General features: G+C 73.9%; 17 protein-coding genes. 4 read left to right on the top strand and 13 right to left on the bottom strand.

The window, feature by feature from the left end; all coding sequences use genetic code 11:
- Positions 1-391: 391 nt before the first annotated feature.
- Positions 392-2,038 (top strand): right-handed parallel beta-helix repeat-containing protein, encoded by a 1,647-nt coding sequence (locus tag ACN27C_RS21595; RefSeq protein WP_120569473.1) that lies wholly within the window; start codon positions 392-394, stop codon positions 2,036-2,038.
- Between the two features lie 42 nt (positions 2,039-2,080).
- Positions 2,081-2,581 carry a DUF421 domain-containing protein gene (locus ACN27C_RS21590; protein ID WP_120569472.1) on the top strand — a complete coding sequence of 167 codons (501 nt, stop codon included), beginning with the start codon at positions 2,081-2,083 and terminating at the stop codon, positions 2,579-2,581.
- A gap of 66 nt (positions 2,582-2,647) precedes the next feature.
- Here ACN27C_RS21590 and katG read toward each other — a convergent pair whose 3' ends face one another.
- From katG to ACN27C_RS21575, 3 genes are all read right to left on the bottom strand, one after another.
- Positions 2,648-4,924: a catalase/peroxidase HPI gene (gene katG / locus ACN27C_RS21585; RefSeq protein WP_422747719.1), complete on the bottom strand. Its 2,277-nt coding sequence runs from the start codon at positions 4,922-4,924 to the stop codon at positions 2,648-2,650.
- Complete coding sequence (locus ACN27C_RS21580) at positions 4,921-5,376, bottom strand: Fur family transcriptional regulator (protein WP_422747716.1); 456 nt, start codon at positions 5,374-5,376, stop codon at positions 4,921-4,923. The genes katG and ACN27C_RS21580 overlap by 4 nt, the downstream gene beginning before the upstream one ends.
- Positions 5,377-5,515: 139 nt before the next feature.
- On the bottom strand, positions 5,516-6,517 hold the full coding sequence (locus ACN27C_RS21575; RefSeq protein ID WP_120569470.1) for a glycoside hydrolase family 11 protein: 1,002 nt from the start codon (positions 6,515-6,517) through the stop codon (positions 5,516-5,518).
- Positions 6,518-7,035: 518 nt separating this feature from the next.
- On the opposite strand from ACN27C_RS21575, the gene ACN27C_RS21570 reads away from it, so the two are divergent.
- Positions 7,036-8,613: a ricin-type beta-trefoil lectin domain protein gene (locus tag ACN27C_RS21570; protein WP_422747714.1), complete on the top strand. Its 1,578-nt coding sequence runs from the start codon at positions 7,036-7,038 to the stop codon at positions 8,611-8,613.
- 31 nt (positions 8,614-8,644) lie between these two features.
- Here ACN27C_RS21570 and ACN27C_RS21565 read toward each other — a convergent pair whose 3' ends face one another.
- From ACN27C_RS21565 to ACN27C_RS21545, 5 genes are all read right to left on the bottom strand, one after another.
- Positions 8,645-9,124 carry a hypothetical protein gene (locus tag ACN27C_RS21565; protein ID WP_121685343.1) on the bottom strand — a complete coding sequence of 160 codons (480 nt, stop codon included), beginning with the start codon at positions 9,122-9,124 and terminating at the stop codon, positions 8,645-8,647.
- 44 nt (positions 9,125-9,168) lie between these two features.
- Positions 9,169-10,821 (bottom strand): class I adenylate-forming enzyme family protein, encoded by a 1,653-nt coding sequence (locus ACN27C_RS21560; protein ID WP_422747712.1) that lies wholly within the window; start codon positions 10,819-10,821, stop codon positions 9,169-9,171.
- A gap of 116 nt (positions 10,822-10,937) precedes the next feature.
- A complete protein-coding gene (locus ACN27C_RS21555) occupies positions 10,938-11,702 on the bottom strand; it encodes an ABC transporter permease (protein ID WP_121685341.1) in 765 nt (254 codons plus the stop codon).
- Positions 11,703-11,725: 23 nt separating this feature from the next.
- On the bottom strand, positions 11,726-12,700 hold the full coding sequence (locus ACN27C_RS21550) for an ATP-binding cassette domain-containing protein (protein WP_357794824.1): 975 nt from the start codon (positions 12,698-12,700) through the stop codon (positions 11,726-11,728).
- 48 nt (positions 12,701-12,748) lie between these two features.
- Positions 12,749-13,945 carry a glycosyltransferase gene (locus ACN27C_RS21545; protein WP_422747709.1) on the bottom strand — a complete coding sequence of 399 codons (1,197 nt, stop codon included), beginning with the start codon at positions 13,943-13,945 and terminating at the stop codon, positions 12,749-12,751.
- 71 nt (positions 13,946-14,016) lie between these two features.
- On the opposite strand from ACN27C_RS21545, the gene ACN27C_RS21540 reads away from it, so the two are divergent.
- Positions 14,017-14,955, top strand: a complete 939-nt coding sequence (locus tag ACN27C_RS21540) for a 3-oxoacyl-[acyl-carrier-protein] synthase III C-terminal domain-containing protein (RefSeq protein WP_422747707.1) — start codon at positions 14,017-14,019, stop codon at positions 14,953-14,955.
- A 977-nt stretch (positions 14,956-15,932) separates the two neighbouring features.
- On the opposite strand, the gene ACN27C_RS21535 is transcribed toward ACN27C_RS21540, so the two are convergent.
- Genes ACN27C_RS21535 through ACN27C_RS21515 form a run of 5 tightly spaced genes read right to left on the bottom strand, consistent with a single transcriptional unit; the run spans position 15,933 to position 21,979 of the window.
- A complete protein-coding gene (locus tag ACN27C_RS21535; protein ID WP_422747705.1) occupies positions 15,933-16,958 on the bottom strand; it encodes an aminotransferase class I/II-fold pyridoxal phosphate-dependent enzyme in 1,026 nt (341 codons plus the stop codon).
- Positions 16,958-18,232: an FAD-dependent oxidoreductase gene (locus ACN27C_RS21530; RefSeq protein WP_422747703.1), complete on the bottom strand. Its 1,275-nt coding sequence runs from the start codon at positions 18,230-18,232 to the stop codon at positions 16,958-16,960. The genes ACN27C_RS21535 and ACN27C_RS21530 overlap by 1 nt, the downstream gene beginning before the upstream one ends.
- The gene (locus ACN27C_RS21525; protein WP_422747701.1) at positions 18,229-19,929 is read right to left on the bottom strand and encodes a prenyltransferase; all 1,701 of its coding nucleotides are present in this window, start codon (positions 19,927-19,929) and stop codon (positions 18,229-18,231) included. The genes ACN27C_RS21530 and ACN27C_RS21525 overlap by 4 nt, the downstream gene beginning before the upstream one ends.
- Positions 19,926-20,963 (bottom strand): UbiA family prenyltransferase, encoded by a 1,038-nt coding sequence (locus tag ACN27C_RS21520; protein WP_334458838.1) that lies wholly within the window; start codon positions 20,961-20,963, stop codon positions 19,926-19,928. The genes ACN27C_RS21525 and ACN27C_RS21520 overlap by 4 nt, the downstream gene beginning before the upstream one ends.
- Positions 20,960-21,979, bottom strand: coding sequence for a polyprenyl synthetase family protein (locus tag ACN27C_RS21515; RefSeq protein ID WP_422747698.1), 1,020 nt, complete (start codon positions 21,977-21,979; stop codon positions 20,960-20,962). The genes ACN27C_RS21520 and ACN27C_RS21515 overlap by 4 nt, the downstream gene beginning before the upstream one ends.
- Positions 21,980-22,065: the final 86 nt, after the last annotated feature.

Raw genomic sequence — 22,065 nt, 5'->3', positions numbered from 1 at the left:
GGGTTCGAAAGGGTGAGCGGGGGTGGGGCGGCCGTCCCGGGTGACGAACACGATGCGCCATCCATGAAAGTCTTTGCAATAGCTTGCGGCAAAGTTTTCGAAACCAGCAGGCAACACGAAGCGGTCCGGATTCGCGGCTACCAGCGGAGATCCACGCTGGACCGAGCGGCCTGCCACCGGTCGCGATTCCCGCTGCGCGGGACGCGGCGAACCGCTTTGCGGGACGCCCGCAACTTCCGAGCAGATTTTCCAACGTTTGCGGGCGGCGACTCCGACGTGAGCCGATCCGGGCCTGCCGCGGGCCGCCGGCACGTACCGTGTCGGTAGATCCCGCTCACGGACGGCTCACCCGCCGTGCCCGTGCGCGCCGTCCCGGCCCGAGGGAGATGCCGTGACCACAGCCGGTGTCCGCCGGTACGCCGTGGCCGGTGCGCCGCTGCGGTGCGACGCCCGGGAACACGGCCTGACCGGCGACGGGGTGACGAACGACCAGCCGGCGCTCGCCGCGCTCGTCGACCGGCTCGGGGACGCGTACGACGCCGACGGCCGGGCCCGGGTGATCTACTGCCCACCCGGGGTGTACGCCGTCCGCGACGCCGCCACCGTCTGGCGCAGCGGCGTGTCGCTGATCGGCGCCGGGCCGGGCGTGACCCGGTTCGTGCTGAGCAACGAGGGCAACCGGGCGCAGCCGGTCCCGCTGGCGTTCCACACCGTCGAGCAGCACGGGGCGAGCCCGGACCGGCACCTCGCCCACTGCACGTTCGCCGACTTCGAGATCGACGGCTCCGGCGTCGCGTCGACCGACTACAACCCGCTGGCGAAAGGGCTGGGGTTGCAGTACGTGACCGGCGGGGTGTTCCGCAACCTGTTCATCCACCACACCGCCGCGACCGGGTTCGGATGCGACTTCCTCCAGGACACCGTGATCGAGGGCGTCCGCGTGCTGGAGTGCGGCCGGATGGACGACGGCCTGGAGATGGGCGGCGCCGGTATCGGCATCGGCATCGGCGGGTGGGGGCCGGTCGAGCGGCTGATCATCGCCGACTGCACGGCCGTCGGCAACGCCACAAACGGGATCTTCGTCGAGATGCAGCACGCGGACCGGCCCCAGCCGCGTGGCATCCGGATCATCGGCTGCCACGCCGAGGGCAACCGGTTCGGCATCTCCGACTGGGGCGCCGACGGCCTGATCGTCACCGGGTGCAGCATGGTCGGCAACCTGGAGGCCGGCTTCCAGGTCTCGGCGAAGGGCACCACGGGTGTGCCCGGCCGGGGCGGCCTGCTCACCGACTGCCTGATCGACGGCAACATGCGCGACGGGGTGAACATCGGCAACACCCGGGGCCCGTACACCGTGCGGGGCAACCGGATCACCGGCAACGGCCGCTACGGCTACCACCACCAGGATCTCGGCGAGGGCAACCGGGCCACCGCCGAGGAGATCGTCATCGAGAGCAACGACATCTGGGGCAACAGCCTCGACGGGATCCGGTCGGACCGCCCGCTGCGCGACGCGGTGATCATCAACAACCGCATCCGCAACAACGGCCGCCAGTGCGCCCCGGCCGCCACCGGCGGCGGTGAGTCGGTGCGCTACACCGAGAACACGCTCGTCGACCAGCGGGCGACCTGGCCGGAGGACGGCCACCGGGGCAAGGTGCTCCGCGTCGGGCGGCGCTTCGCGGTGGTCGCCAGCAACGACGGGACCACGCTCGTGCTCGCGTCGAACCGGCCGGGCGTCGCCAGCGCCTGGAGCGCCGACATCCCCGCTCCCGGCACCCCGTACGAGCTGCCGGGCCCGCCACCGAACCGGGCCGGTGTCACGCTGAACGCCACCTGCGACTCGGTCACGGTACGCGGGAACCTGATCCGGGACAGCGGCTCCGGCACGCAGACCGCCGGCATCTGGATCACCGAGCGCGGAAGTTGTCTGAACTGCCGGGTGGTCGAGAACGACCTGGACGGCAACCACACCGCGATCCGCGCCGACACCCCCGCCCTCGGCGGGCACTGGGAGGGCAACCACGGCGACCAGTGACCGCCCCTGGTGTGGGACGGCGGGTTCCGGGTAGGAGCGGGCGTGGGCGACTGGCGGCAGCTGCTGATCCCCGACACCCCGCTGTGGGAGATCGCGCTGCGGGGCAGCGTCGTCTACCTGACGATCTTCGTCCTGCTGCGCGTGCTGCTCAAGCGGGAGAGCGGCAGCACCGGCGTGACCGACCTGCTGGTGATCGTGCTGATCGCCGACGCGGCGCAGAACGCGATGGCCGACGACTACCGGTCCATCACCGACGGGGTGCTGCTGGTCGCCGTGATCATCGGATGGGCGTACCTGCTCGACGTGCTGTCCTACCGCTGGCCCGTGGTCGCGCGCCTGGTCAACCCCGGTCCCCTGCTGCTCGTCCGCGACGGCCGCATCCTGCACCGCAACATGCGCCGGGAGCTGATCACCGAGGACGAGCTGTTCAGCCAGCTCCGCCAGCACGGGGTCGAGCGCCTGGACCAGGTCAAGGAGGTGCGGATGGAGTCCCAGGGCCAGTTCAGCGTGATCACCCGGGGGAACAGGGAGCGCCGGGGCTGAGCCGGACGCGGGCGAGCCCCGGCCCGTCGCGGCGCGACGGACCGGGGCTCGGGGAGGTACGGCGGATCAGGCCAGGTCGAAGCGGTCCAGCTCCATGACCTTCGTCCAGGCGGCCACGAAGTCGCGGACGAACTTCTCCCGCGCGTCGTCGCTGGCGTAGACCTCGGCCAACGCCCGCAGCTGCGAGTTGGAGCCGAAGATGAGGTCGACCGCGGTGGCGGTCCACTTCACCTGGTCGGTCGCCAGGTCCCGGATCTCGTACACGTGCTCCTCGGACTCCGCCGCCTTCCACCGGGTGCCCGGGGAGAGCAGGTTGACGAAGAAGTCGTTGGTGAGCACGCCGGGCCGGTCGGTGAGCACGCCGTGCGCGGCGCCGCCGACGTTGTTGCCGAGCGCGCGCAGGCCGCCGACCAGCACGGTCATCTCCGGCGCGGTCAGGTTCAACATGTACGCGCGGTCGATGAGCAGCACCTCCGGCTGGGTCTTCTCGCCCGGCCGCAGGTAGTTGCGGAACCCGTCGGCGCGCGGCTCCATCACCCGGAACGACTCGACGTCGGTCTGCTCCTGCGTGGCGTCGGTACGACCCGCGTGGAACGGCACCGTCACCTCGACGCCGGCGTCCCGCGCCGCCTGCTCGACAGCGGCCGAGCCGGCCAGCACGATCAGGTCGGCGAGCGAGATCTGGGCGCCGCCGGCCGCGTTGAACTCCTGCTGGATGCCCTCCAGGGTGCTCAGCACGGTGGCGAGCTGCTCCGGCTGGTTGACCTCCCAGTTGCGCTGCGGCTCCAGCCGGATCCGCGCGCCGTTGGCGCCACCGCGCTTGTCGGTGGAGCGGTAGCTCGCGGCCGAGGCCCACGCGGTGGAGACCAGCTGGGCGGTGGTGAGGCCGGACTCCAGCACCTTCGCCTTGAGCGCGGCGATGTCGGCGTCGTTCACCAGCTCGTGCGCGACGGCCGGCACCGGGTCCTGCCAGAGCTGGGCCTCGGGCACCCACGGGCCGAGGAAGCGGCTGACCGGGCCCATGTCGCGGTGCAGCAGCTTGTACCAGGCCTTGGCGAACGCCAGCGCGAACTCGTCCGGGTTCTCCAGGAACCGGCGCGAGATCTTCTCGTACGCCGGGTCGACCCGCAGCGACAGGTCGGTCGTCAGCATCGTCGGCCGGTGCTTCTTGGACGGGTCGTGGGCGTCCGGGATGATCGCCTCGGCGTCCTTGGCGACCCACTGCTTGGCTCCACCGGGGCTGGTGGTCAGCTCCCACTCGTAGCCGAAGAGGATCTCGAAGAACCGGTTGCTCCACTGCGTCGGGCGGTCGGTCCAGGTCACCTCGAGACCGCTGGTGATCGTGTCGCCGCCCTTGCCCTCGCCGTACGTGCTCAGCCAGCCCAGGCCCTGCGACTCCAGCGGCGCGGCCTCCGGCTCGGGGCCGACGTGGCCGTCGGCGGGGCCGGCGCCGTGGGTCTTGCCGAAGGTGTGGCCGCCGGCGATCAGCGCGACGGTCTCCTCGTCGTTCATCGCCATCCGGCGGAACGTCTCGCGGATGAAGTGCGCCGCGGCGAGCGGGTCGGCGTTGCCGCGCGGGCCCTCCGGGTTGACGTAGATCAGGCCCATCTCGGTGGCGCCGACGCCGGCCACCATCTCCTTCTCGGAGGCGTAGCGCTCGTCGCCGAGCCAGGCGTCCTCGGGGCCCCAGAAGATCTCCTCCGGCTCCCAGACGTCCTCACGGCCGAAACCGAAGCCGAAGGTCTTGAAGCCCATCGACTCCAGGGCCACGTTGCCGGCGAGCACCAGCAGGTCGGCCCAGGAGATCTTCTGGCCGTACTTCTGCTTGACCGGCCAGAGCAGCCGGCGGGCCTTGTCCAGGTTGGCGTTGTCCGGCCAGCTGTTCAGCGGGGCGAACCGCTGCCCGCCGTCGCCGGCGCCACCGCGGCCGTCCTCGATGCGGTAGGTGCCCGCGGCGTGCCAGCTCATCCGGATCATCAGACCGCCGTAGTGGCCGAAGTCGGCCGGCCACCAGTCCTGCGAGGTGGTGAGGACCTCGGTGATGTCCCGCTTGAGCGCATCGACGTCGAGCTTGGCGAACTCCCTGGCGTAGCTGAACTCCGGGCCCAGCGGGTTGCCCTTGGAGGAGTGGGCGTGCAGCACCGACAGGTCGAGCTGGTTGGGCCACCAGTCGCGGTTGCTGCGCGGACGACCGCCGGTCTTCGGGGTCGGCGAGTCGATCGCCGGGTTCTCGCTCTCGCTGCCGTGCGCGGTCACGGAGTCGTGCGCGACCGGGCAGCCGGCCGCCTCCTTGGCGTCCACGCCCTGCGGGCTGACGGGCCGGTTGTCCTGGGTGTCGCTCATCTGTTTCCTTCCGAACTGGCGGATCGCTGGGCGGTACGGTCGGCCGCGCAACCGGGACAGGTGCCCCAGTAGACGACCTCCGCCTCGTCCACCACGAAGCCGTGGTCGTCCGAGGCGGTGAGACAGGGGGCGCGGCCGACGGCGCACTCGACGTCGGCGATGGCGCCGCAGGAACGGCACACGACGTGGTGGTGGTTGTCTCCCACCCTCGACTCGTAGCGGGCCGTGGCGCCGGCCGGCTGGATGCGCCGGATCAGCCCGGCGTCGGTGAGTGCCCGGAGCACATCGTAGACCGCCTGGTGGGACACGGTGGGCTGCTCGGCGCGGACCAGGGCGATCACCGTGTCGGTGTCGACGTGCGGGTGGTCGCGCAGCGCGGACAGCACCGCCAGGCGGGGCCGGGTCACCCGCAACGAGACCGCCCGGAGCTGCGTCTCGAAGTCGGCCGTCATGCGACGACCTTAGTCCGCTCTTTTGGAATGAATCAAGTTTTTGCGCGGGTGTGTCGGCTGTCACACGACAGTGGTCCGGGCACGCGAAAACGGGGGTGCCGCGCGCCTGGCGCGCGGCACCCCCTCCCCGGAAGAGGGCTCAGGCGGCGGAACAGCTCGCCGTCGGTGTGTTGCTGTTGCCGTTCTTGTAGAGCGTGATGCCGAAGTTGTTGCCGTTGCCGTTCGGGCGTGCGGTGAGCGTGCCGCTGGTGCCGCTGACGGACGCGTTCCAGCTGTTCTGGAGGCTCTGCCCGCCCTGGGTCTGGATGCTGACCACCCAGTTGCTGGTGCCGCTGACCGAGAAGGTCACGTTGAACCGGTCGCCCCACTCCTCGGCCCGACTGACGCTGACCGTGCAGCCACCGTTGTTCGGCGGCGGGGTGGTCGGGTTGCCACCGCTGGTCCCGCCGATCGTGATGTTGGAGTTGCCGCTGCTCTGGTAGCCCTCGGTGGCCAGGATCTGGTAGTCGTGCGAGCCGAGGTTCATGCCGTAGCGCGACCAGGCGTCGAAGTGGTTGCCGGCGGTGATGGTGCCGCCCACGCGCTTCGACTGCCGGACGCTCCAGTACTGGTAGAACGTCCGCGTCCCCTCGATCGAGGGGGCGTTGACCCGCTGGGTGCGGTAGACGTCGTACGTGCCGCCGTCGGAGGACACCGAGCCCATGTAACCGCTGCCCGGCGGGCGCCAGCTGCCCCAGCTGTCCACGATGTAGTACTCGACGAGCGGGTTGCGCGTCCAGCCGTAGAGCGTCAGGTACGCGTTGCCGGACGGGTTGAAGCTGCCGGAGTAGCTGACCGTCCGCCGCCCGCCCGGGTTCCAGCCCTTGCCGGCGACGAAGTTGTTGATGTTGCTCCACTGGGTGCTGTACTGACCGCCGTTGCCCATGGTCATGGACACGTTGCCACTGTCTTTCCAGAAGGAATAGAAGTAGCCGTTGTTGGTGCCGGTCGAGTTCGACGTGACGGTGGTGTCGGCGTAGGCCGGACCGGACGTGACCGCCGTCGCCCCGGCGGCGATCAGCGCCACGGCGCAGGCTCCGCCGAGGACCATCCTGAGGCGTCCGCGCCTGCGGATGCCCGTGCGGACGGGGGCGTCTTTCATGGACGGGTTTCCTCCCTGTGACGGCTGGCGGGCGGCCAGCCGGGTGGCGCGAGCCGCGGTGTGCTCGCCCGCCCGCGGACGGCGGGACCGGGCGACAACCGCGCCACGGTGGTGGTCGGACATCGACGTCAATCGAGATACGCCGATGGCCACAGTATTGGAGGCCCGGTTCATCCTGTCAACAAGTTCCGGAAATGTTGTGGTAACCGCACGCCGAGCCCTGAACGGGCGTTACGGCTGCCGGAAAGGGCGTCCGATCAGCACCGACGGGCCGGTGGCAGCCGCTGAGCCATCGTCCGAGGCGAGGAATCTCCGAAACTTTTCGGGCTCGTTCCGGATCAACACGGTCGCCGTCTCCGCGGATGCCGCGACGGCGGCGGCCGGACCGTCCACATTTGACGGCTCGCCGGTCGGTCGGTTCAATGACGGCCGGACCGGAGTCGGACCCGATTCCGGCCGGGTGAACCGAGGACGTCGCGCACCCGTCCGGCGTACGTCATCACCGGAAGGACCGCCCTGTGACAGCCGATGCCCCCGGGCCGCGCCCGCGCCGGATCCCGCGCGGCCCGGTCGCCGCCGGCGCCGCCGGGCTGGCGGCGCTGATCCTGGTGGTCGCCGCCCTCAGCGGAACCGTCGCCGCCGCCCCTGACGACGAACCGGCCGGGCGGGCGGTCTCCCCCGAGCACCTGACCGCGATCCGGACCGCGGCCCGGGCCTGCCCCGCGCTGACCCCGGCACGGCTGGCCGGGCAGCTCATGGCCGAGTCGGGTCTGGACGGGCGGGCCGAGCGGACCGCGTCCGGCGGCCGGGGACTGGCCGGCCTGGACGACGAGCGGTGGCGGACCTGGGCGCCGTGGCCGGACGCGCAGCGCACGGACGCCGCCGCCAACATCCTCGCGCTCGCCCACCACATGTGCGACCTGGCCGGGCAACTACGCGCGGCAGCAGTCCCCAGCGACCCGTGGCGGCTGTCGCTCGCCGCGTTCCACACCGGCCTCGACGCGGTCCGCGAAGCCGAGGGGGTGCCCCCGGCAGCAGTCCCGTACGTCGACGAGGCGAGCCGGTACGCCGCCTACTACGGGCGGCAGGACGGCTTCGCCGAAACCGGCCCGGCGGGCGGCGAGGCCGAGCGCCGGCAGCCCAAGGCGGTCCCCGCCGCGTACGTCCGCCTGGTGGTGCGGGCCGGCTCGGTGTGCCCGCAGGTGCCGCCGGCCACTGTCGCCGCCCAGCTCATGGCCTCCTCCGGCTTCGACCCGAACCTGCTCGGCGACGGCGGCCGCAAGGGCGTCGCCCAGTTCCGGCCCGAGCTGTGGCGTGCCCACGGGCCGTCCGGCGCCTCGCCGTGGGACCCGCAGGCGGCCGTACCGGCGGTCGGCGCCACGCTCTGCGCGCTGCGGCGGGAACTGGCCGCGCTCGACGGCGATCCGGACCTGCTGGCGCTGGCCGCGTACCGCGACGGAACCGACGCCGTGCGGCACACCGGCGGCGACTTCGACGCCGGGACGCAGGCGTTCCTGCGTACCGTCCGGGAGTTCGCCGACTTCTACGCCCTCGACGGCCGGCTGCGCGGCACGCCGGCGAGTTCCGGCGCACCCGCCACCCCGACGCCCACGGCGAAGCCGCCGTCCTCGTCGGTCGCGCGCCCGTCCACGCCGACGCCCACCGCGGGCACGTCGAAGGAGCCGGAGAAGCCGTCCGCACCGGTCCGCCCGGCCGGCGCGAAGCAACTCGTCGGCAAGGAGACCGGGCTGTGCGCGAGCGGCGGCAGCGGGGACGGCGTACGCGTCGTCCTGCGGGCCTGCCGGGAGGAGCGTGCCCAGTGGTGGACGTTCGCGTCCGACGGCAGCGTCCGGGTCAACGGCGACCTCTGCCTGGACGTGGCCTGGGGCGAGAAGCGCGACGGCGTACCGGTGCAGACCGCGTGGTGCAGCGGCAACCCGGCGCAGAAGTGGGAGTGGATCGAGAGCCAGGGCCGGCGGTCGCTGTTCAACCGGGCGACCGATCGCTGCCTGGACGTCGACGGGCACGCCGCGGGCGCGCCGCTGAACGCCTGGACCTGCGTGTTCAACGTGAAGCAGACCTGGTCGCTGCGCTAGCGGCGCGACCAGGTCTGCCGACCGGACCGGGTCAGGGATTCGAGCCCAGGACCAGCCCGAACGCCCCGCAGCAGACCACGCCGAGGACGGCCAGCAGGACCAGCATGACGCTGTAGTTGGACCACAGGCCGAACCGGGTGACGTCGGTGCCGTACCCGTCGTAGACCCGGTTGCGCCATCCGCCGAAGCGGAACGCGAGGTGGTGCGCGGCCCCCGGCTGCACCGCGAGCGTGGTGGTGACGAGCGGGACGCCCATGAAGTCGGTGTACCGGACGTCGTGCGAGCCGGCCGGCACCGCGACGTGCCAGGTCCCCTCGCCGGGGATCGCGACCACCTGGCGGTCGATCTTGAAGCGGCTGGTCACCGGCACGGGGATCAGGTACGGCCCGCGGTTCACCGAGACGACGAGCACGCCGCAGCCGGGCGGCGGGGTGATCGGGTGCGGGTAGGCGATCAGCGGGCTGACGCCGCCGGGCATCGGCGGGTACGGCTGCGAGGGGAGGTAGGACACGGCTGGATTCTGGCACGCCCCCGCCAGCCGTCGATCTCCCCCGGTCAGCCCGCGCCGGGCGCTCCGGCGTCGGCCAGCAGCCGCTGTCGCATCAGGAACTTGCGGACCTTCCCGGTCGGCCCCGTCACCACGTCGTCGTCGGGGACCGTCACCACCCGGCGCAGCGTCGCGGCCACCGCCGGCCCCAGCGCGGCCCGGACCCGGCCGGTCCGGTCCTGCGCCGGATCGGCGTCGTCGGCGAGCAGGAGCAGGACGTCGGTGACGGTCGTGCCGTCCTCCCCCGTCGCCGCGAGGACGGTGCAGTCGCGGACGTCCGGGCAGTGCCTGAGGATGCGCTCCTCGGACAACGCGGTGTACAGCCAGGTGCCGCCGCCCAGGTCGACCGCGTCGCTGGCCCGGTCGACGTGGTGGTAGTCGCCGGCCGCGTCGCGGTACATCAGGTCACCGGTCAGGTAGTAGCCGCCCAGCCGGGTGCGGTACGTGGTGACCGAGTCGTTCCAGTAGCCGAGCGCCAGCGTCGGCGACTTGAGGCCGACGTGCCCCACCTGCCCCGGCGCGACCTCCTCGCCGGTGTCCACGTCGAGCAGCGCGATCTCGGCGAACGGGTACGGCCTGCCGACGCAGCGGTCGTAGCGGTCGCTGCCGAGCCGGTGGGTGATCCGGAACGCGCCGTGACCCATCTCGGTGGAGCCGAGCATGTCGACGAACTTGGAGCCGGGCACGTCGACCATGCCGTCGCGGGTGTACGCGGGGTGGCTGCCGACCGCGACCAGCCGGCGTACGTGGGCCTCGTGCGCGCAGTCACCGGTGTTGAACCAGTTGCGCACCGAGCTGAGGTCGCGGGTGGTGAGGTCGACCCGGGCCAGCTCGGACCAGGTCACCGCGAAGCCGAAGACGCCGGTGGGACGCCACCGCTCGATCGCGTCCAGGATCGTCTCCGCGCTGCGCTCGAACGGACCGCCCTGCGCGGACAGGCACAGCAGCTGGTAGCCGTTGCAGAGCGCCTGGTTGAGCGTGATGATGCCGGCGGCGTGCGCGGCCGGCAGCGCGGACATCTCCCGCACCTCGCCGTACGGCCGGGACTCGGTGAGCCGGACCGCGCGGATGGCGGCGAACAGGCCGTGGTGCGAGTGGACGATCGCCGCCGGAACCCGGGTGGTGCCCGAGGAGTGGGTGATGACCACCGGATCCCCGGGGTGGTGCCGGTGGTGCGGCGGCGCCTGCGCCGGGTCGCCGGTGCCGGTCTGCGCCGCGTCGCCGAGGATCTCCACGCCGAGGTCGTGCTCGGCCAGGGCGGCGTGGTCGGCGTCGACCAGCACCCCGGCTCCGCGCAGCCGCCTGACGAACTCGGCGGCCAGCGGGATCGGCATGTTGCCGTTCATCAGCGCCGGGATCGCGCCGAGCCAGGTCAGCGCCAGGAAGTTGAGGAACACGTCGGGCGCGGAGGTCACGTACACCGCGATCGGGTCGGCCCGGCGGACGCCGCGGTCCCGGAACCACGCCGCGCGCGCCGCGACCCGCTCGGTCAGGGTGGCGAGCGACAGCGGCGTCCAGGCGGGGATGCCGTCGACGTCGGCGTCGAACGTCACCCGGGGCATCTCCATGTCGGCGCCGTGCTCGGCCAGCCGGAGCAGCACGTTGCCCGCGCCCAGCTCCATGTCGGCCGCCAGCGTCGCCCGGAAGTTGTCGGCACCCAACTCGTCGCCTCCTCAGCTGACACGCGTCACGGCCGCGCCCCGTACCGGCCGCCGAGCGGGGACACGATCAGGCTAGAGCGCCCGCCACGCTGAGACAATGGTCGATGTACGCGCGGTCAGGACACGTCGCGGTTGAACAGGTGCGACGACCAGAACAGACTGGCGGCGGCCAGCCCGGACATGATGAGCGCGCCCTGCCACACCACGTTCTGGGTGATCTGGCCGGCGAACAGCGCCCGCATGCCGTCGGTGGCCCAGGCGAACGGGTTCCACACCGCGACCCGCTGGATCCACATCGGTGCCAGCACGAGCGGGATGAGCACGCCGGCGAGCAGCGACACCGGCTGCCCGACGGTGTTCACCAGCACGCCGAGGCTGTTCTCGTTGCGCACCAGCAGCGCGATGTCGTACGAGATCGAGGTGCTCAGCAGCACCATCACCGACAGCAGCGCGTACGACACCAGCAGGTTGGCCAGGTGCACGCGCAGGCCGAACGGCAGCGCCACCAGCGTGACCACGACGGCCTGCACCACGTTGAGGCACACGTGCATCAGTGCCCGGCCCAGCAGCAGACCGGTCCGGCTCACCGGCGTCACCCGGCACCTGTCGATGATGCCCGCGCGCAGCGCGCTGAGCAGCCCGTACCCGGCGAACAGGCCACCGAACAGGCCCATCGCCACGAACAGGCCCGGTACGTAGATGCGGTACGCGTCGGCGTAGGTCGAGGCGCCCCGGTCTACCATCACCACCTTGAGGAACGGCGCGAAGAGGATCAGGTAGGTGATCGGCTGGGCCAGGCTGAACGCGACCATCACCGGGTTGCGCACCATCAGGCCGGCCTCCTGCTGGAAGATCAGCCAGGTGTCGCGGACGAGCTTCACGCCGTACTCCTCTCGGCGTCCGGTCACTCGGCGAGCGACCGGCCGGTCTTGGCCAGGAACACGTCGTCGAGGCTGGGCCGGCGGGCCTCGATCGCGCCGGGCTCGATGCCCCGGTCGTAGAGCGCCCGCATGATCTGCGGAATGGCGGTGGCGGCGCTGTCCACGTAGAGCCGCAGCGTGCCGTCGACCGGCTCGGCCGCGTGCACGTACGGCGCCTCGGCCAGCAGCTTCGTCGCGGCCGGCAGGTCGCCGGTCTCGCCCGCGACGTCGGCGGCGGCGAAGTCGACGGCGACCACGTCGCCGGAGATCTCCCGTTTGAGCGCCGACGGGGTGCCCTCGGCCACGATCCGCCCGGCGTCGATGATCGAGACCCGGTCGCAGAGGCTGTCGGCCTCGTCCAGGTAGTGCGTGGTGAGGAAGATGGTCATGCCCTCCTCGCGCAGCCGCCGCACCTCCTGCCACATCCGGACCCGGCTGGGCGGGTCCAGCCCGGCGGTGGGCTCGTCCAGGAACATGACCTGCGGCGAGTGGATGACGCCGAGCGCCACGTCGAGGCGGCGGCGCTGCCCGCCCGAGTACGTCTTGATCTTGCGGTCGGCGAAGTCGTCGAGCTGGAACGCGCGGATCGCCCCGACAGCCAGCTCCCGGGCGACCGACTTCGACAGCCCGTGCATCCGGGCCTGGAGCACCAGGTCCCGCCGGGCGGTGGAGTCGTCGTAGGTGCCGCTGGCCTGCGCCACGAAACCGATCCGCCGCCGGACCTGCGCGGGCGCGCGCAGCAGGTCGACGCCGGCGATGGTGGCCGCTCCCCCGCTGGGCCGGATCAGCGTGGCGAGCATCCGCAGCGTGGTGGACTTGCCCGCGCCGTTCGGGCCGAGGAAACCGACGATCTCGCCGCGCCCCACCGCGAAGTCGACACCGCGTACCGCGTCGACTGTGGTGGCGCCGCGCCCGCGCCCGACCCGGAAGGACTTGCGTAGGCCGGTGGCCTCGATCATCGAGCCTCCTCGTGCGGCACGACGCCTGAGCGGGTGCGTCAGGTCAGGCTAGTTCGGCCCCGACTGTTGGACAACGGTCGATGCGTCAGGCGCCGGGACCGTCCGTGCCAACGCGGCGAGGTGTGCCGCCGCCGCGCGGGCGCCGCCGGCCGCCGCGAACGACCTACCCACCCGGCGCGCCCCCGTCCGGTACGCGGGTTCGTCGAGCACCGCGCTCAGCGCGGCGGTCAGCTGCGCCGGAGTCGCCGAGTGGAAGGAGACCTCCAGGCCGGCGCCGGCCCGGCGCACCTGACGCGCCACCGCCGGGTGGTCGTGCCGGATCGGCGCGACCACCACCGGCACGCCGTGGGCCAGCGCCTCGGACACGGTGCCCAGTCCGCCGTGGGACACCAGCGCGTCCAGCCGCGGCATCAGCTCCAGCACCGGCACCCGCGGCGCGACCAGCACGTGCGGCGGCGGGTCGGGTACCAGGCCGGCGGCGGCGGTGAGGACCACCTGGACCCGGTCGGCGAGCGGCGCGGTGGCCGCCGTGATCCGCCGGTAGAAGTCGGCGGCCAGGTGCTCGGCCATCGTCCCGACCGTGACCAGCACGTGCCGGCGGCCGGGATCCCACTCCTGCCAGGCGAACGCGGGCGCGTTCGGCCGCCGTCCCAGCGCCGGCCCGGTGAGCACGCAGCGCGGCGGAAGCGGCACCGGGCCGGTCAGCGCCGTCGTGGTCAGGCCGATCACGAGGTACGGCGAGAAGCGCAGGTCGATCGTCTCGTCCACCGGCACGTCGGTCATCGCCCACACCCGGCGGACCTGGGCGTCCACCCAGTCGGTGAACTCGGGCATCTCCTCGGTCGGCGGGGTCAGCTCCAGCATGCCGACGCAGAACGTCGCCCACGGCAGCCCGCGGCGGTGCGCGGCCAGCGCGCCCGCGAGCGCGTACTGGTCGGCCACCACCACGTCCGGCCGGTACCGCTCGACCGCCGCGTCGGCGGCGTCGCGGACGAACCGGTTGGCGGGCAGCACGTGCCCCTCCCAGAGGCTGCGCACCGAGGCCGCCCCGGACGCACCGTCGGGGCGGTAGTAGCGCTTGCCGGTGGGGAACAGCGCGGCGTCCGGGCCGACGAGCGGGTGCAGGTCGCTGCGCGGCCCGACCCAGGCCACATCGTGCCCGGCCGCCTCCAGTTCCTGGGCGATGGCGACCGGGGCGTGCAGATGGGACTCCACCGGCAGCACGACGAACAGGAAGCGAGCCACGTCGATATGATCGCACGTGCGTTGACATCCACCTGTGTCACTGATCTGATCCGTGGCGTGACGGTTCGCGTATGACGGCGATCGACGCCGTCTCGGTGTTCCTGCCGCAGCGCCGGGTGCCGGTCGAGGGCCTGGCCGCGCCGCTGGGCCTGAGCGACATGCAGGTCCGCCTGTTCCGCCGCTTCCACGGCCTGACCGAGGTCCGCCGCGACCCCGGGCTGTCCCTGACCGACCTGCTGCTGCGCGCCGCGGCCGGCCTCACCACGCTGTCCGCGCTGCGGCGGCGGGTGCGGTTCGTGGTGTACGGGCGGGCGTTCCCGGTGGTCACCCCCTATCCGGTCAACCCGCTGCACGAGGTGTGCCGCACGCTCGGGCTGGGCCACGCGCTCGCGTTCACGCTCACCCAGCAGTCCTGTGCGAGCGCGCTGGCCGCGATCGACGTGGCCGGGCGGCTGCTCGCGTCCGAACCGGACACACCGGACGGTCCACCGCTCGCGCTGGTGCTCACCGGGGAGAAGGCGTTCACCCGCGACGCCCAGTTCATCCCGGAGACGTCGGTGTTCAGCGAGGGCTCCTCGGCCTGCCTGCTCAGCGCCGGTGGTGGCCGGGACCGGCTGCTCGCGTACGCCTGCCACCAGCGGGGCGAGTTCGACGTGGCAGGCGGCGAGTCCCCGGCACGGTTCCAGCGGGCGTACCGGCCGGCGCTGGCCGAGGTGATCGGCCGGGCGCTGGACCGGGCCGGCACCGGGCTGTCCGAGCTGCGGCTGGTGCTGCCGCACAACGTCAACCTGATGACCTGGAAGCGGCTGTGCCGGCTGATCGGGCTGCCGCTGGACCGGGTGCTGCTGGACAACGTGACCGAGACCGGCCACGTGTTCTGCGCCGACGCGTTCGTCAACTACCGCACCGCTCGGGAGCGCGGCCTGCTCCGGCCGGGTGACCGGTACCTGGTCGCGGCGGTGGGCGCCGGGGACGGCGCGACGTTCGCCGCCATGGTGTTCGAGCACTGACCGGCGGACGGGAGGCCACCATGGACGACGGGCTGCGCCTGCTGCGGGCCGCGCGGCACACCGTCACCGGCCCGGCCGCGCTGCTCGGCGATCCCCTGCTACGCGGCCGTGCCGCCGAGTACGTGGCGGACCTGACCCGGCCGTACGGGCTGCGGGTGCCCGACGGTCTGTTCGACGCGCCGCCGGGGGCGCTCGGGCAGTCGTACGGGGAGATGGCCGCCGAGCTGATCCCGGCCGTCGTGCCGCCGGACGAGCCGGTGGACGTGCTGGTGCTGGCGTTCGCCGTGCACGACGTGCTGCCCGGGCGGGCCACGGCGGCGTACCTCAGTCACGTGTGCCCGGGCACGCCAATGTCGTTCGCGCTCTGCGACCAGGGATCGGCCGCGGCGTTCACCGGGCTGCGGATCGTCCGCGAGTACGGGTGCCGCCGCGCCCTGCTGGTCACCGTCGAACAGGCGGTCCTGCCGTACGACGCGGGGGTGCCCGTACCGGCCCGCCACCGGGCCGTGGCCATGCTCTGGGGCGCGCTCGCCGGCGACGGCGCGCACCGCGGCGACGGCCACGTGACCGGCGGCACCGCGCGGCACGGCGACAACGGCGCGACAGGCGGCGACGGTGGGGCCGGCGGTCCCGAGCGGATCGGGCTCGGCGGCGGGGCGCGGGTGACCGCGCTGCGCCAGCACGCGGACGTCCGGGCGGACGACGTGGCCACGCTCGCGGCGGGCGAGGTGCGCGAGCTGACGGCCGGACGTACCGATGTCGCGGTCGTGCTCGGCGCGGACCTGGCCGCCGCGTGGCCCGGCCACCGCGGTGACACTGTCACGACCGGTCCGGCGAGGCAGCCGTCCACGGGCCTCTGGTGGGCGCTGCTGGACCGTCTGGCCGGGGACGCGACGCGACCCCGGCGGGTGGTGGCGGCCGACTACGAGCCCGGCCTGGGCTACCTGAGCGTGGTCGCGCTGGAGCCGGCCGGACGGTCAGAGCCCGTCGGCGAGCGCGGCGCGCACGAACGCGCACAGCCGCTCGTTGGCCTCCGGGGCGCCGACGGTGATCCGGACCCCGGCGCCGGGCAACGCCATCACCAGGATGCCCGCCTCCCGGGCGCGCTCGGCGAACGGCACGGCCCGCTCCCCCAGCGGTAGCCACACGAAGTTGGCCTCGCTGGGCGCCACGGTGAGCCCGAGGCCGCGCAGCGCGCCGATCAGGCCGGTACGTGCCGCCACCAGTTCCGTGCACCGCCGGGTCAGTTCCGCTTCCACTTCCGGTGTCAGGCTCGCCACCGCCGCGGCCTGGGCGAGCGCGCCCGGGAAGAACACCGCCCCGGTGAGCGCGGCGGCCCGGGTGAGGCGGGGCGGCACCACGGCGTACCCGACGCGCAGCGCGGCCAGCCCGTACGCCTTGGAGAACGTGCGCAGCACGCAGACGTTGTCGTACGCCCGGTACAGGTCCATCCCGTCCGGCGAGCGCGGGTCGGTGACGAACTCGCGGTACGCCTCGTCCACGATCACCGGGACGTCGGCCGGGACGCGGTCCAGGAACGCCTCGACGTCGTCGCGGCGCAGCGCCGCCCCGGTCGGGTTGTTGGGGTTGCACAGCAGCACGCACCGGGTCCGCTCGGTGACCGCGTCCGCCATCGCGGGCAGGTCGTGGTCGTACCCGTCCATCGGGACCGGCACGGCGCGGGCGCCGGCGTTGCCGATGATCAGCGGGTAGCCCTCGAAGGACAGGGCCGGGTGGACGACGTCCGGGCGCGGCCCGAGGGACTGCACGAGGTGCTGGCACAGTCCGGCCGAGCCGGGGCCGACGAGGATCACCTCGGGGCCCACGCCGAGCCGCGCCGACAGCGCCGCCACGAGCGCCGACGACGTCCGGTCCGGATAGCGCTGGAGCATCGCGGCGGCGTCCTCGACCACCCGCCGCACCCCCGGTAACGGCGGGTAGGGCGTCTCGTTCATGGACAGGTCGGCCGGCGGTTGCGTCCCGACGGCGGGGGCAGGCGTCATCATCGCTCACTTTCCGACGGGACCGGTGGGGACGTGGTGTGCGCGTGCCGGTCAGCCAGCAGCCCGAGCTGGTACAGCCGGTCGAGGGCGGAGAGCGGCCGGACGTCGGTGCCGGAGAGGTTCCCGGCGGTGAGCCCGAGCAGCCGCGGGTTGGCGGCGGTGCGGCGCATCATCCGCGCGCCGAGCAGCTTCGGCAGCCCGGACACGGCGGTGATCATGCGGGAGGCGTTGTGGCTGACGGTGGCGACGTGGTCCAGCCGGGGCCGCCGCGCCGCCTCGAAGGCCCGCAGCGCCCGGTCCACGGCGGCCGGTTCCGGCGCGCCGCCCTCGGCGGCCAGGCAGGCGGCGAGCGTCTCGGCGTCGCCGAGGGAGCTGTTGACGCCCTGCGCCGCCATCGGGTGCACCGCGTGGGCGGCCTCGCCGGCGAGCGCGAGACCCGGTACGGCCAGTCGTGCGCTGCGCAGCCGGTAGACCGCGAGCAACTGGCGCCGGTGCAGGCTCGCCCGCACGGCCGGGCCCAGCGGGCGGATCGCCGGCACGTCGGCGAGCAGCCGCTCGCACCACGCGTCCAGGTCGGCCCGGCCCCGGAACTCGTCCGGTGTGACCTGCACGTAGAGGCGGCACCGCCCGTCCGGCAGCGGGTAGACCAGGCAGAGTCCCCGGCCGGTGCGGTAGGCGGACACCTCGTCGGCCACCGCGGCGCCGCCCACGTCGAACGCGACCAGGCCGTGCGGGTACTCCCGGCGCTCCACGCCGATCCCGGCCGCCCGGCGCAGCGGCGAGGACATGCCGTCGGCCGCGACCACGAGCGGCGCCGGGATCTCCCGCTCGGCGCCGTCCGCGACGGCCCGGACGCCGCCGACCCGGCCGTCGCCGTCGCGCCGGACGCCGGTCACCCGCACGCCCCACCGGACCTCCACGGTGGCCGGCAACCCGTCGGCGAGGACCGCGCGCAGGTCGCCGTAGTCGGCGCAGAGGATCTGCCGGTACGCCCCGGGCAGGCCGGCGTAGTCCAGGCAGAGCAACGGCTCGCCGTACGCGTCGCGGATGGCCAGCCGCCCGACCGCACGCGCGCCGGTGGACAGCAGGGCGTCCAGCGCGCCCCAGGAGTCGAGGATGCGTACCGTCTCGGGCTGGAGGATCTCGCCCTTGGCGATCGACGCGGGGGCGCGCTGCCGGTCGAGCACGAGCACCCGCAGGCCGAGCGCGCCGAGCGCGTGCGCGCAGGCCAGCCCGCCGGCGCCGGCGCCGGCCACCACGACGTCGGCGGTCATCGGGCCACCGCGTCCGGTGCGGCGCCGGATCGCGCGGCGGCGGCGCTGCGGTACTCACCGAGCGCCCGCAGCGCGAGCGCCTGGGTGATCACCGCGTTCGGGTACCGCATGTGGTGACGGATGTAGTTGCAGACCCGGGCGGCGGGCCAGGCGCCGTCCGGTCCGGCGGCGGCCACCAGCCGGGCCACGCCCCGGTCGACCGCGTCGGTGGCGTCGGGATCGCCGGTGGCGAGCAGGCCCTGCACCGCCCAGGACGTCTCCTCGACGGTGCCGTCCGTGCCGTCGCCCGGGCCCCACGAGCCGTCGGGCAGCTGGGTGTCGCGCAGCCACCGGGCCGCCCGGCGCACCGCCTCGTGCCGGGCGTGCCCGACCCGGGACAGCGCGGCGACCACCACGGCGGTGCCGGAGGTGTGGTCGCGGTACCAGAGGTTCTCGAACGTGCCGTCGGGCGCGGCGCGGGTCAGCAGCCAGGCCGCCGCCCGGGCGATCGCCGGATGGTCGTCCGGGTGCCCGGCGTCGTGCAGCGCGAGGACCGCCTGGCTGGTGATGGCCGGGCAGGGGCCGTCGTTGGCGAGCCGGGTGTCGCGGACCCACAGGCTCCACGAACCGCGGCTGTCCTGGCGGCCGGCGAGCCACGCCAGTCCCTGGCGCAGCACCGGGTCGGCCCCGGCGCCGGGGAGGCCGGCGAGCGCGGAGAGGATCTCGGCCGACTCCAGCGTGACCGGCCAGCCCCGGGCGTTCGAGTAGCTCCACCCGCCCGGCGGCACGTCCAGCACCTCGAACGCCTCCGTCTTGCGGGCGGCGTGGAGGAAGTCCCGGGTGGCGTGCAGCCGGGGATCGTCGGCGTAGCCGGCCGCGATCAGCCCGGTCGCCGCGTACCCGGACCGGGTGAGGTCCAGGTTGGTGACCGCGTCCCAGGAGCCGTCGGGGCGTACCGCCCGGCGCAGCCAGCCGACGACGGCGCGGGCGATGTCCGGCGCCTCGCCGCTGCGGGCCAGGCCGAGCAGGACGAGCGCGGCCGGCCACGGATCCTCGCTCAGCGCGCCGGTGCGGCCCTCGTGGTCGTGGATCGACCGCAGCAGCCGCACCGCCGCCGGACGGGCGCGGCGAAGCGTGGCCCGGCGCAGCCGGCCGGCGGGCAGCATGTCGGCCTGCATGAGCGCGAGCCCGACGAACGGCGCGGTCCGGAACGACAGGCGCTGCCGGCGTACCCGGTCGAACAGGACGATCTCCAGCGGCAGCCGGCGCAGCGGGCCGGCCTCGGCGGTCATCCCGGCCATCGTGAGCAGTTGCCGGCACAGCAGCGAGATGGCCGGATCGGTGATCGTGTCGACGCCGCCGAGCGCGGCCAGCCGGGCCCGGCCCGCCGCGATCGCGTCGGCGCTGTCGGCGGGCGCGGTCAGCTCCAGCGCCGCGACCGCCACGGCGGTGGGTACGACAGCCGTCTCGGCGCCCACGACGCCGCCCCAACCGCCGTCGTCGTGCTGCGCCCGGCGCAGCCACGCGGTTCCGGCGCCGACCAGGTCGGCGCAGCCGGACGGGTCGGCGGCGTGCAGCGCGGCGACCGCGCCGGCGGTGCCGAGCACCGAGGCGGGCGGGTCGTCACCGAAGGCGCCGTCGGGTCGGCGGCGGCGGAACAGCGCCTCGGCGCCGTCGGTGAGAGCCTTCCCGACGGCCTCGGCGGTCACAGCGGTCATGGCGCGTCCTCCAGCGGCAGTCGACTGCGGGTGGCGAGGGTCAGGCCCGCGACCGGCGGGCCGAGTTCGTGCCGGACGCGCATGCCGCGCTGCGCCAGCCAGGTCAGCAGCACCATCGGCAGCGCGAGCGCGAGCTGCACGGCGACGCCGAGGCCGAGCCCGACGGCCGCCGAGGCCAGCACGACCCGCTCGACGACCAGGACCGAGTGGGCGCGCAGCGCCACCAGGACGGGCATCCCGTCGCGGCGCGCCACCAGCGGGGCCAGCGCGACGACGCCGGTGACCAGGACGACGAGCACCGTGGCCAGGTACGGCACGCGGGTGCCCGGCCCGGCCAGCAGTCCGGCGGCCACGGCGGCGCCGATCGTGACGGCGTAGAGCGCCACCACGGTCCGCACGGCCACCGGCACACCCCGCCCCACCGGCAGCGTGCGGTAGCCGCCGGCGCGGTCACCGTCGATGTCGCGCAGCGCGCCGACCAGGTTGGACATCGCGTCGTGCGACCAGAACGCGACGACGAGCGCGAGCAGCACCGGCACCGCCCAGGCCCGGTCCGGCGCGAGGCCGGCGGCGAGCGCGCCGTAGCCGAGCGCGACCGCGCCGAGCGCGCCGCGGACCAGGTTGCCGGCGATCCCCCGGGCCTTGAACCACCTGCTGTACGCGACGATGCCGCACCCGGCCAGCAGCGCCGCCACCGTGGTGCCCCAGCCACCGAGCACGGCCAGGACGCCGAGCGCGGCGAAGCAGGCGCTGCCGCACCACAGTGCCGTGCCCGCGCCCAGCCGGCTGGACGGGATCGGCCGGTGCGGCTTGCTGCCGGCGTCCAGCTCCCGGTCGAAGTAGTCACCGAGATAGTGGCCGCCCAGCCAGCCGGCGGTGGGCGCGGCCCAGGCCGACAGCAGCAGCCACGGGTCGCGCCGTCCACCGGCGACCGCGGCGCCGGCCAGGCCGACCAGACCGACGTACCAGAGGGTGTAGGGCCGCCAGGTCTCCACGTGGGCCCGTAGTGCTCGCACGGCGCCGGCCGTGCTCACGCCATCTCGCTCGTCATCCAGGCCGCGATGCCGGTGAGCACGTCCGCGCTCGCGGACGGGGTGAGCACTGCCAGCTCGGCGCGGGCCCGCTCGGCGTGCTCCAGCATCCGCCGCCGGGCGCCGTCGACCGCGCCGGTGTCGCGGAGCAGGGCGGTGACCCACTCGACGTCGCCGGGGCCGGCGCCGCGCCGGTGCAGCACCGCCAGCAGCTCCACCCGGGCCGCGTCGCCGACCGCGTCGTACGCCAGCAGCAGCGGCAGGGTGGGGCGACCGTTGTTGAGGTCGCTCGTCGCCGGTTTGCCGGTCCGTTCCGGGGTGGACAGATAGGACAGCAGGTCGTCGCGGATCTGGAACGCGGTGCCGACGTGCTCGCCGTAGCGGGCCAGCGCGGCCGACACCAGCGGGTCGGCGCCGCCGAGCAGCGCGCCGATGTGGCACACGGCGCGGAACAGCGAGCCGGTCTTGAGCCGGATCATCTCCGGGTACCAGCGGTCGCCCGCGTCCAGGTCGCCGACGAGCCGTTCCTCCAGCGCCTGGCCCCGGCACAGGTCCTGGCCCGCCTCGGCGAGCGCGGTGACGGCGGCGACGACCGACGCCGGGGGCACGGCCCGGCCGCCCTCCACGACGGCCCGGAAGGCGTGGAAGATGAGGTGGTCGCCGGCCACTATGGCGCCGGGGATGCCGTACGCGACCGGGACCGCGGGCCGGCCGCGGCGCAGCGTGTCGGCGTCGATGATGTCGTCGTGCACGAGCGTCGCGACGTGCAGGTACTCGGTGCCGAGCGCGGCGGCGAGGACGTCCCGGGGCGACCCGCCCACCGCCTCGGCGGCGTGCAGCGTCATAATCGGGCGGAGCATCTTGCCCGCCGGCAGCAGCGCGTAGCGCACGATCGCGTCGAGCTGGTCGGGCGTCTCCGGCCAGCGCCGGCCGAGTTCGGCACGCAGCAGCCGCCCCGATTCGCTGCGGGCCAGGTCGTCGATGAAGGGCGGATATCGCGTGGAGCCAGCAACCGTCATGACGCGTCGACCCTTTCGCCAGGGATCGGCTAGTCGCCACGCGAGACGTTACCGCTCGCCCTTCCCGCGAACAACCATTGATAAAT

This window comes from Micromonospora sp. WMMD1219 (assembly GCF_049315215.1).
GTDB classification, from domain to species: Bacteria; Actinomycetota; Actinomycetes; order Mycobacteriales; family Micromonosporaceae; genus Micromonospora; species Micromonospora tulbaghiae.
This window is presented reverse-complemented; position numbering and strand designations above follow the sequence as displayed.

Bases quoted from the DNA above. Each gene is read 5' to 3' on its own strand.
- katG (WP_422747719.1), bottom strand. From the start codon at position 4,924: ATGAGCGACACCCAGGACAACCGGCCCGTCAGCCCGCAGGGCGTGGAC.
- ACN27C_RS21580 (WP_422747716.1), bottom strand. From the start codon at position 5,376: ATGACGGCCGACTTCGAGACGCAGCTCCGGGCGGTCTCGTTGCGGGTG.
- ACN27C_RS21575 (WP_120569470.1), bottom strand. From the start codon at position 6,517: ATGAAAGACGCCCCCGTCCGCACGGGCATCCGCAGGCGCGGACGCCTC.
- ACN27C_RS21550 (WP_357794824.1), bottom strand. From the start codon at position 12,700: ATGATCGAGGCCACCGGCCTACGCAAGTCCTTCCGGGTCGGGCGCGGG.
- ACN27C_RS21540 (WP_422747707.1), top strand. From the start codon at position 14,017: ATGACGGCGATCGACGCCGTCTCGGTGTTCCTGCCGCAGCGCCGGGTG.
- ACN27C_RS21535 (WP_422747705.1), bottom strand. From the start codon at position 16,958: ATGACGCCTGCCCCCGCCGTCGGGACGCAACCGCCGGCCGACCTGTCC.
- ACN27C_RS21530 (WP_422747703.1), bottom strand. From the start codon at position 18,232: ATGACCGCCGACGTCGTGGTGGCCGGCGCCGGCGCCGGCGGGCTGGCC.
- ACN27C_RS21525 (WP_422747701.1), bottom strand. From the start codon at position 19,929: ATGACCGCTGTGACCGCCGAGGCCGTCGGGAAGGCTCTCACCGACGGC.
- ACN27C_RS21515 (WP_422747698.1), bottom strand. From the start codon at position 21,979: ATGACGGTTGCTGGCTCCACGCGATATCCGCCCTTCATCGACGACCTG.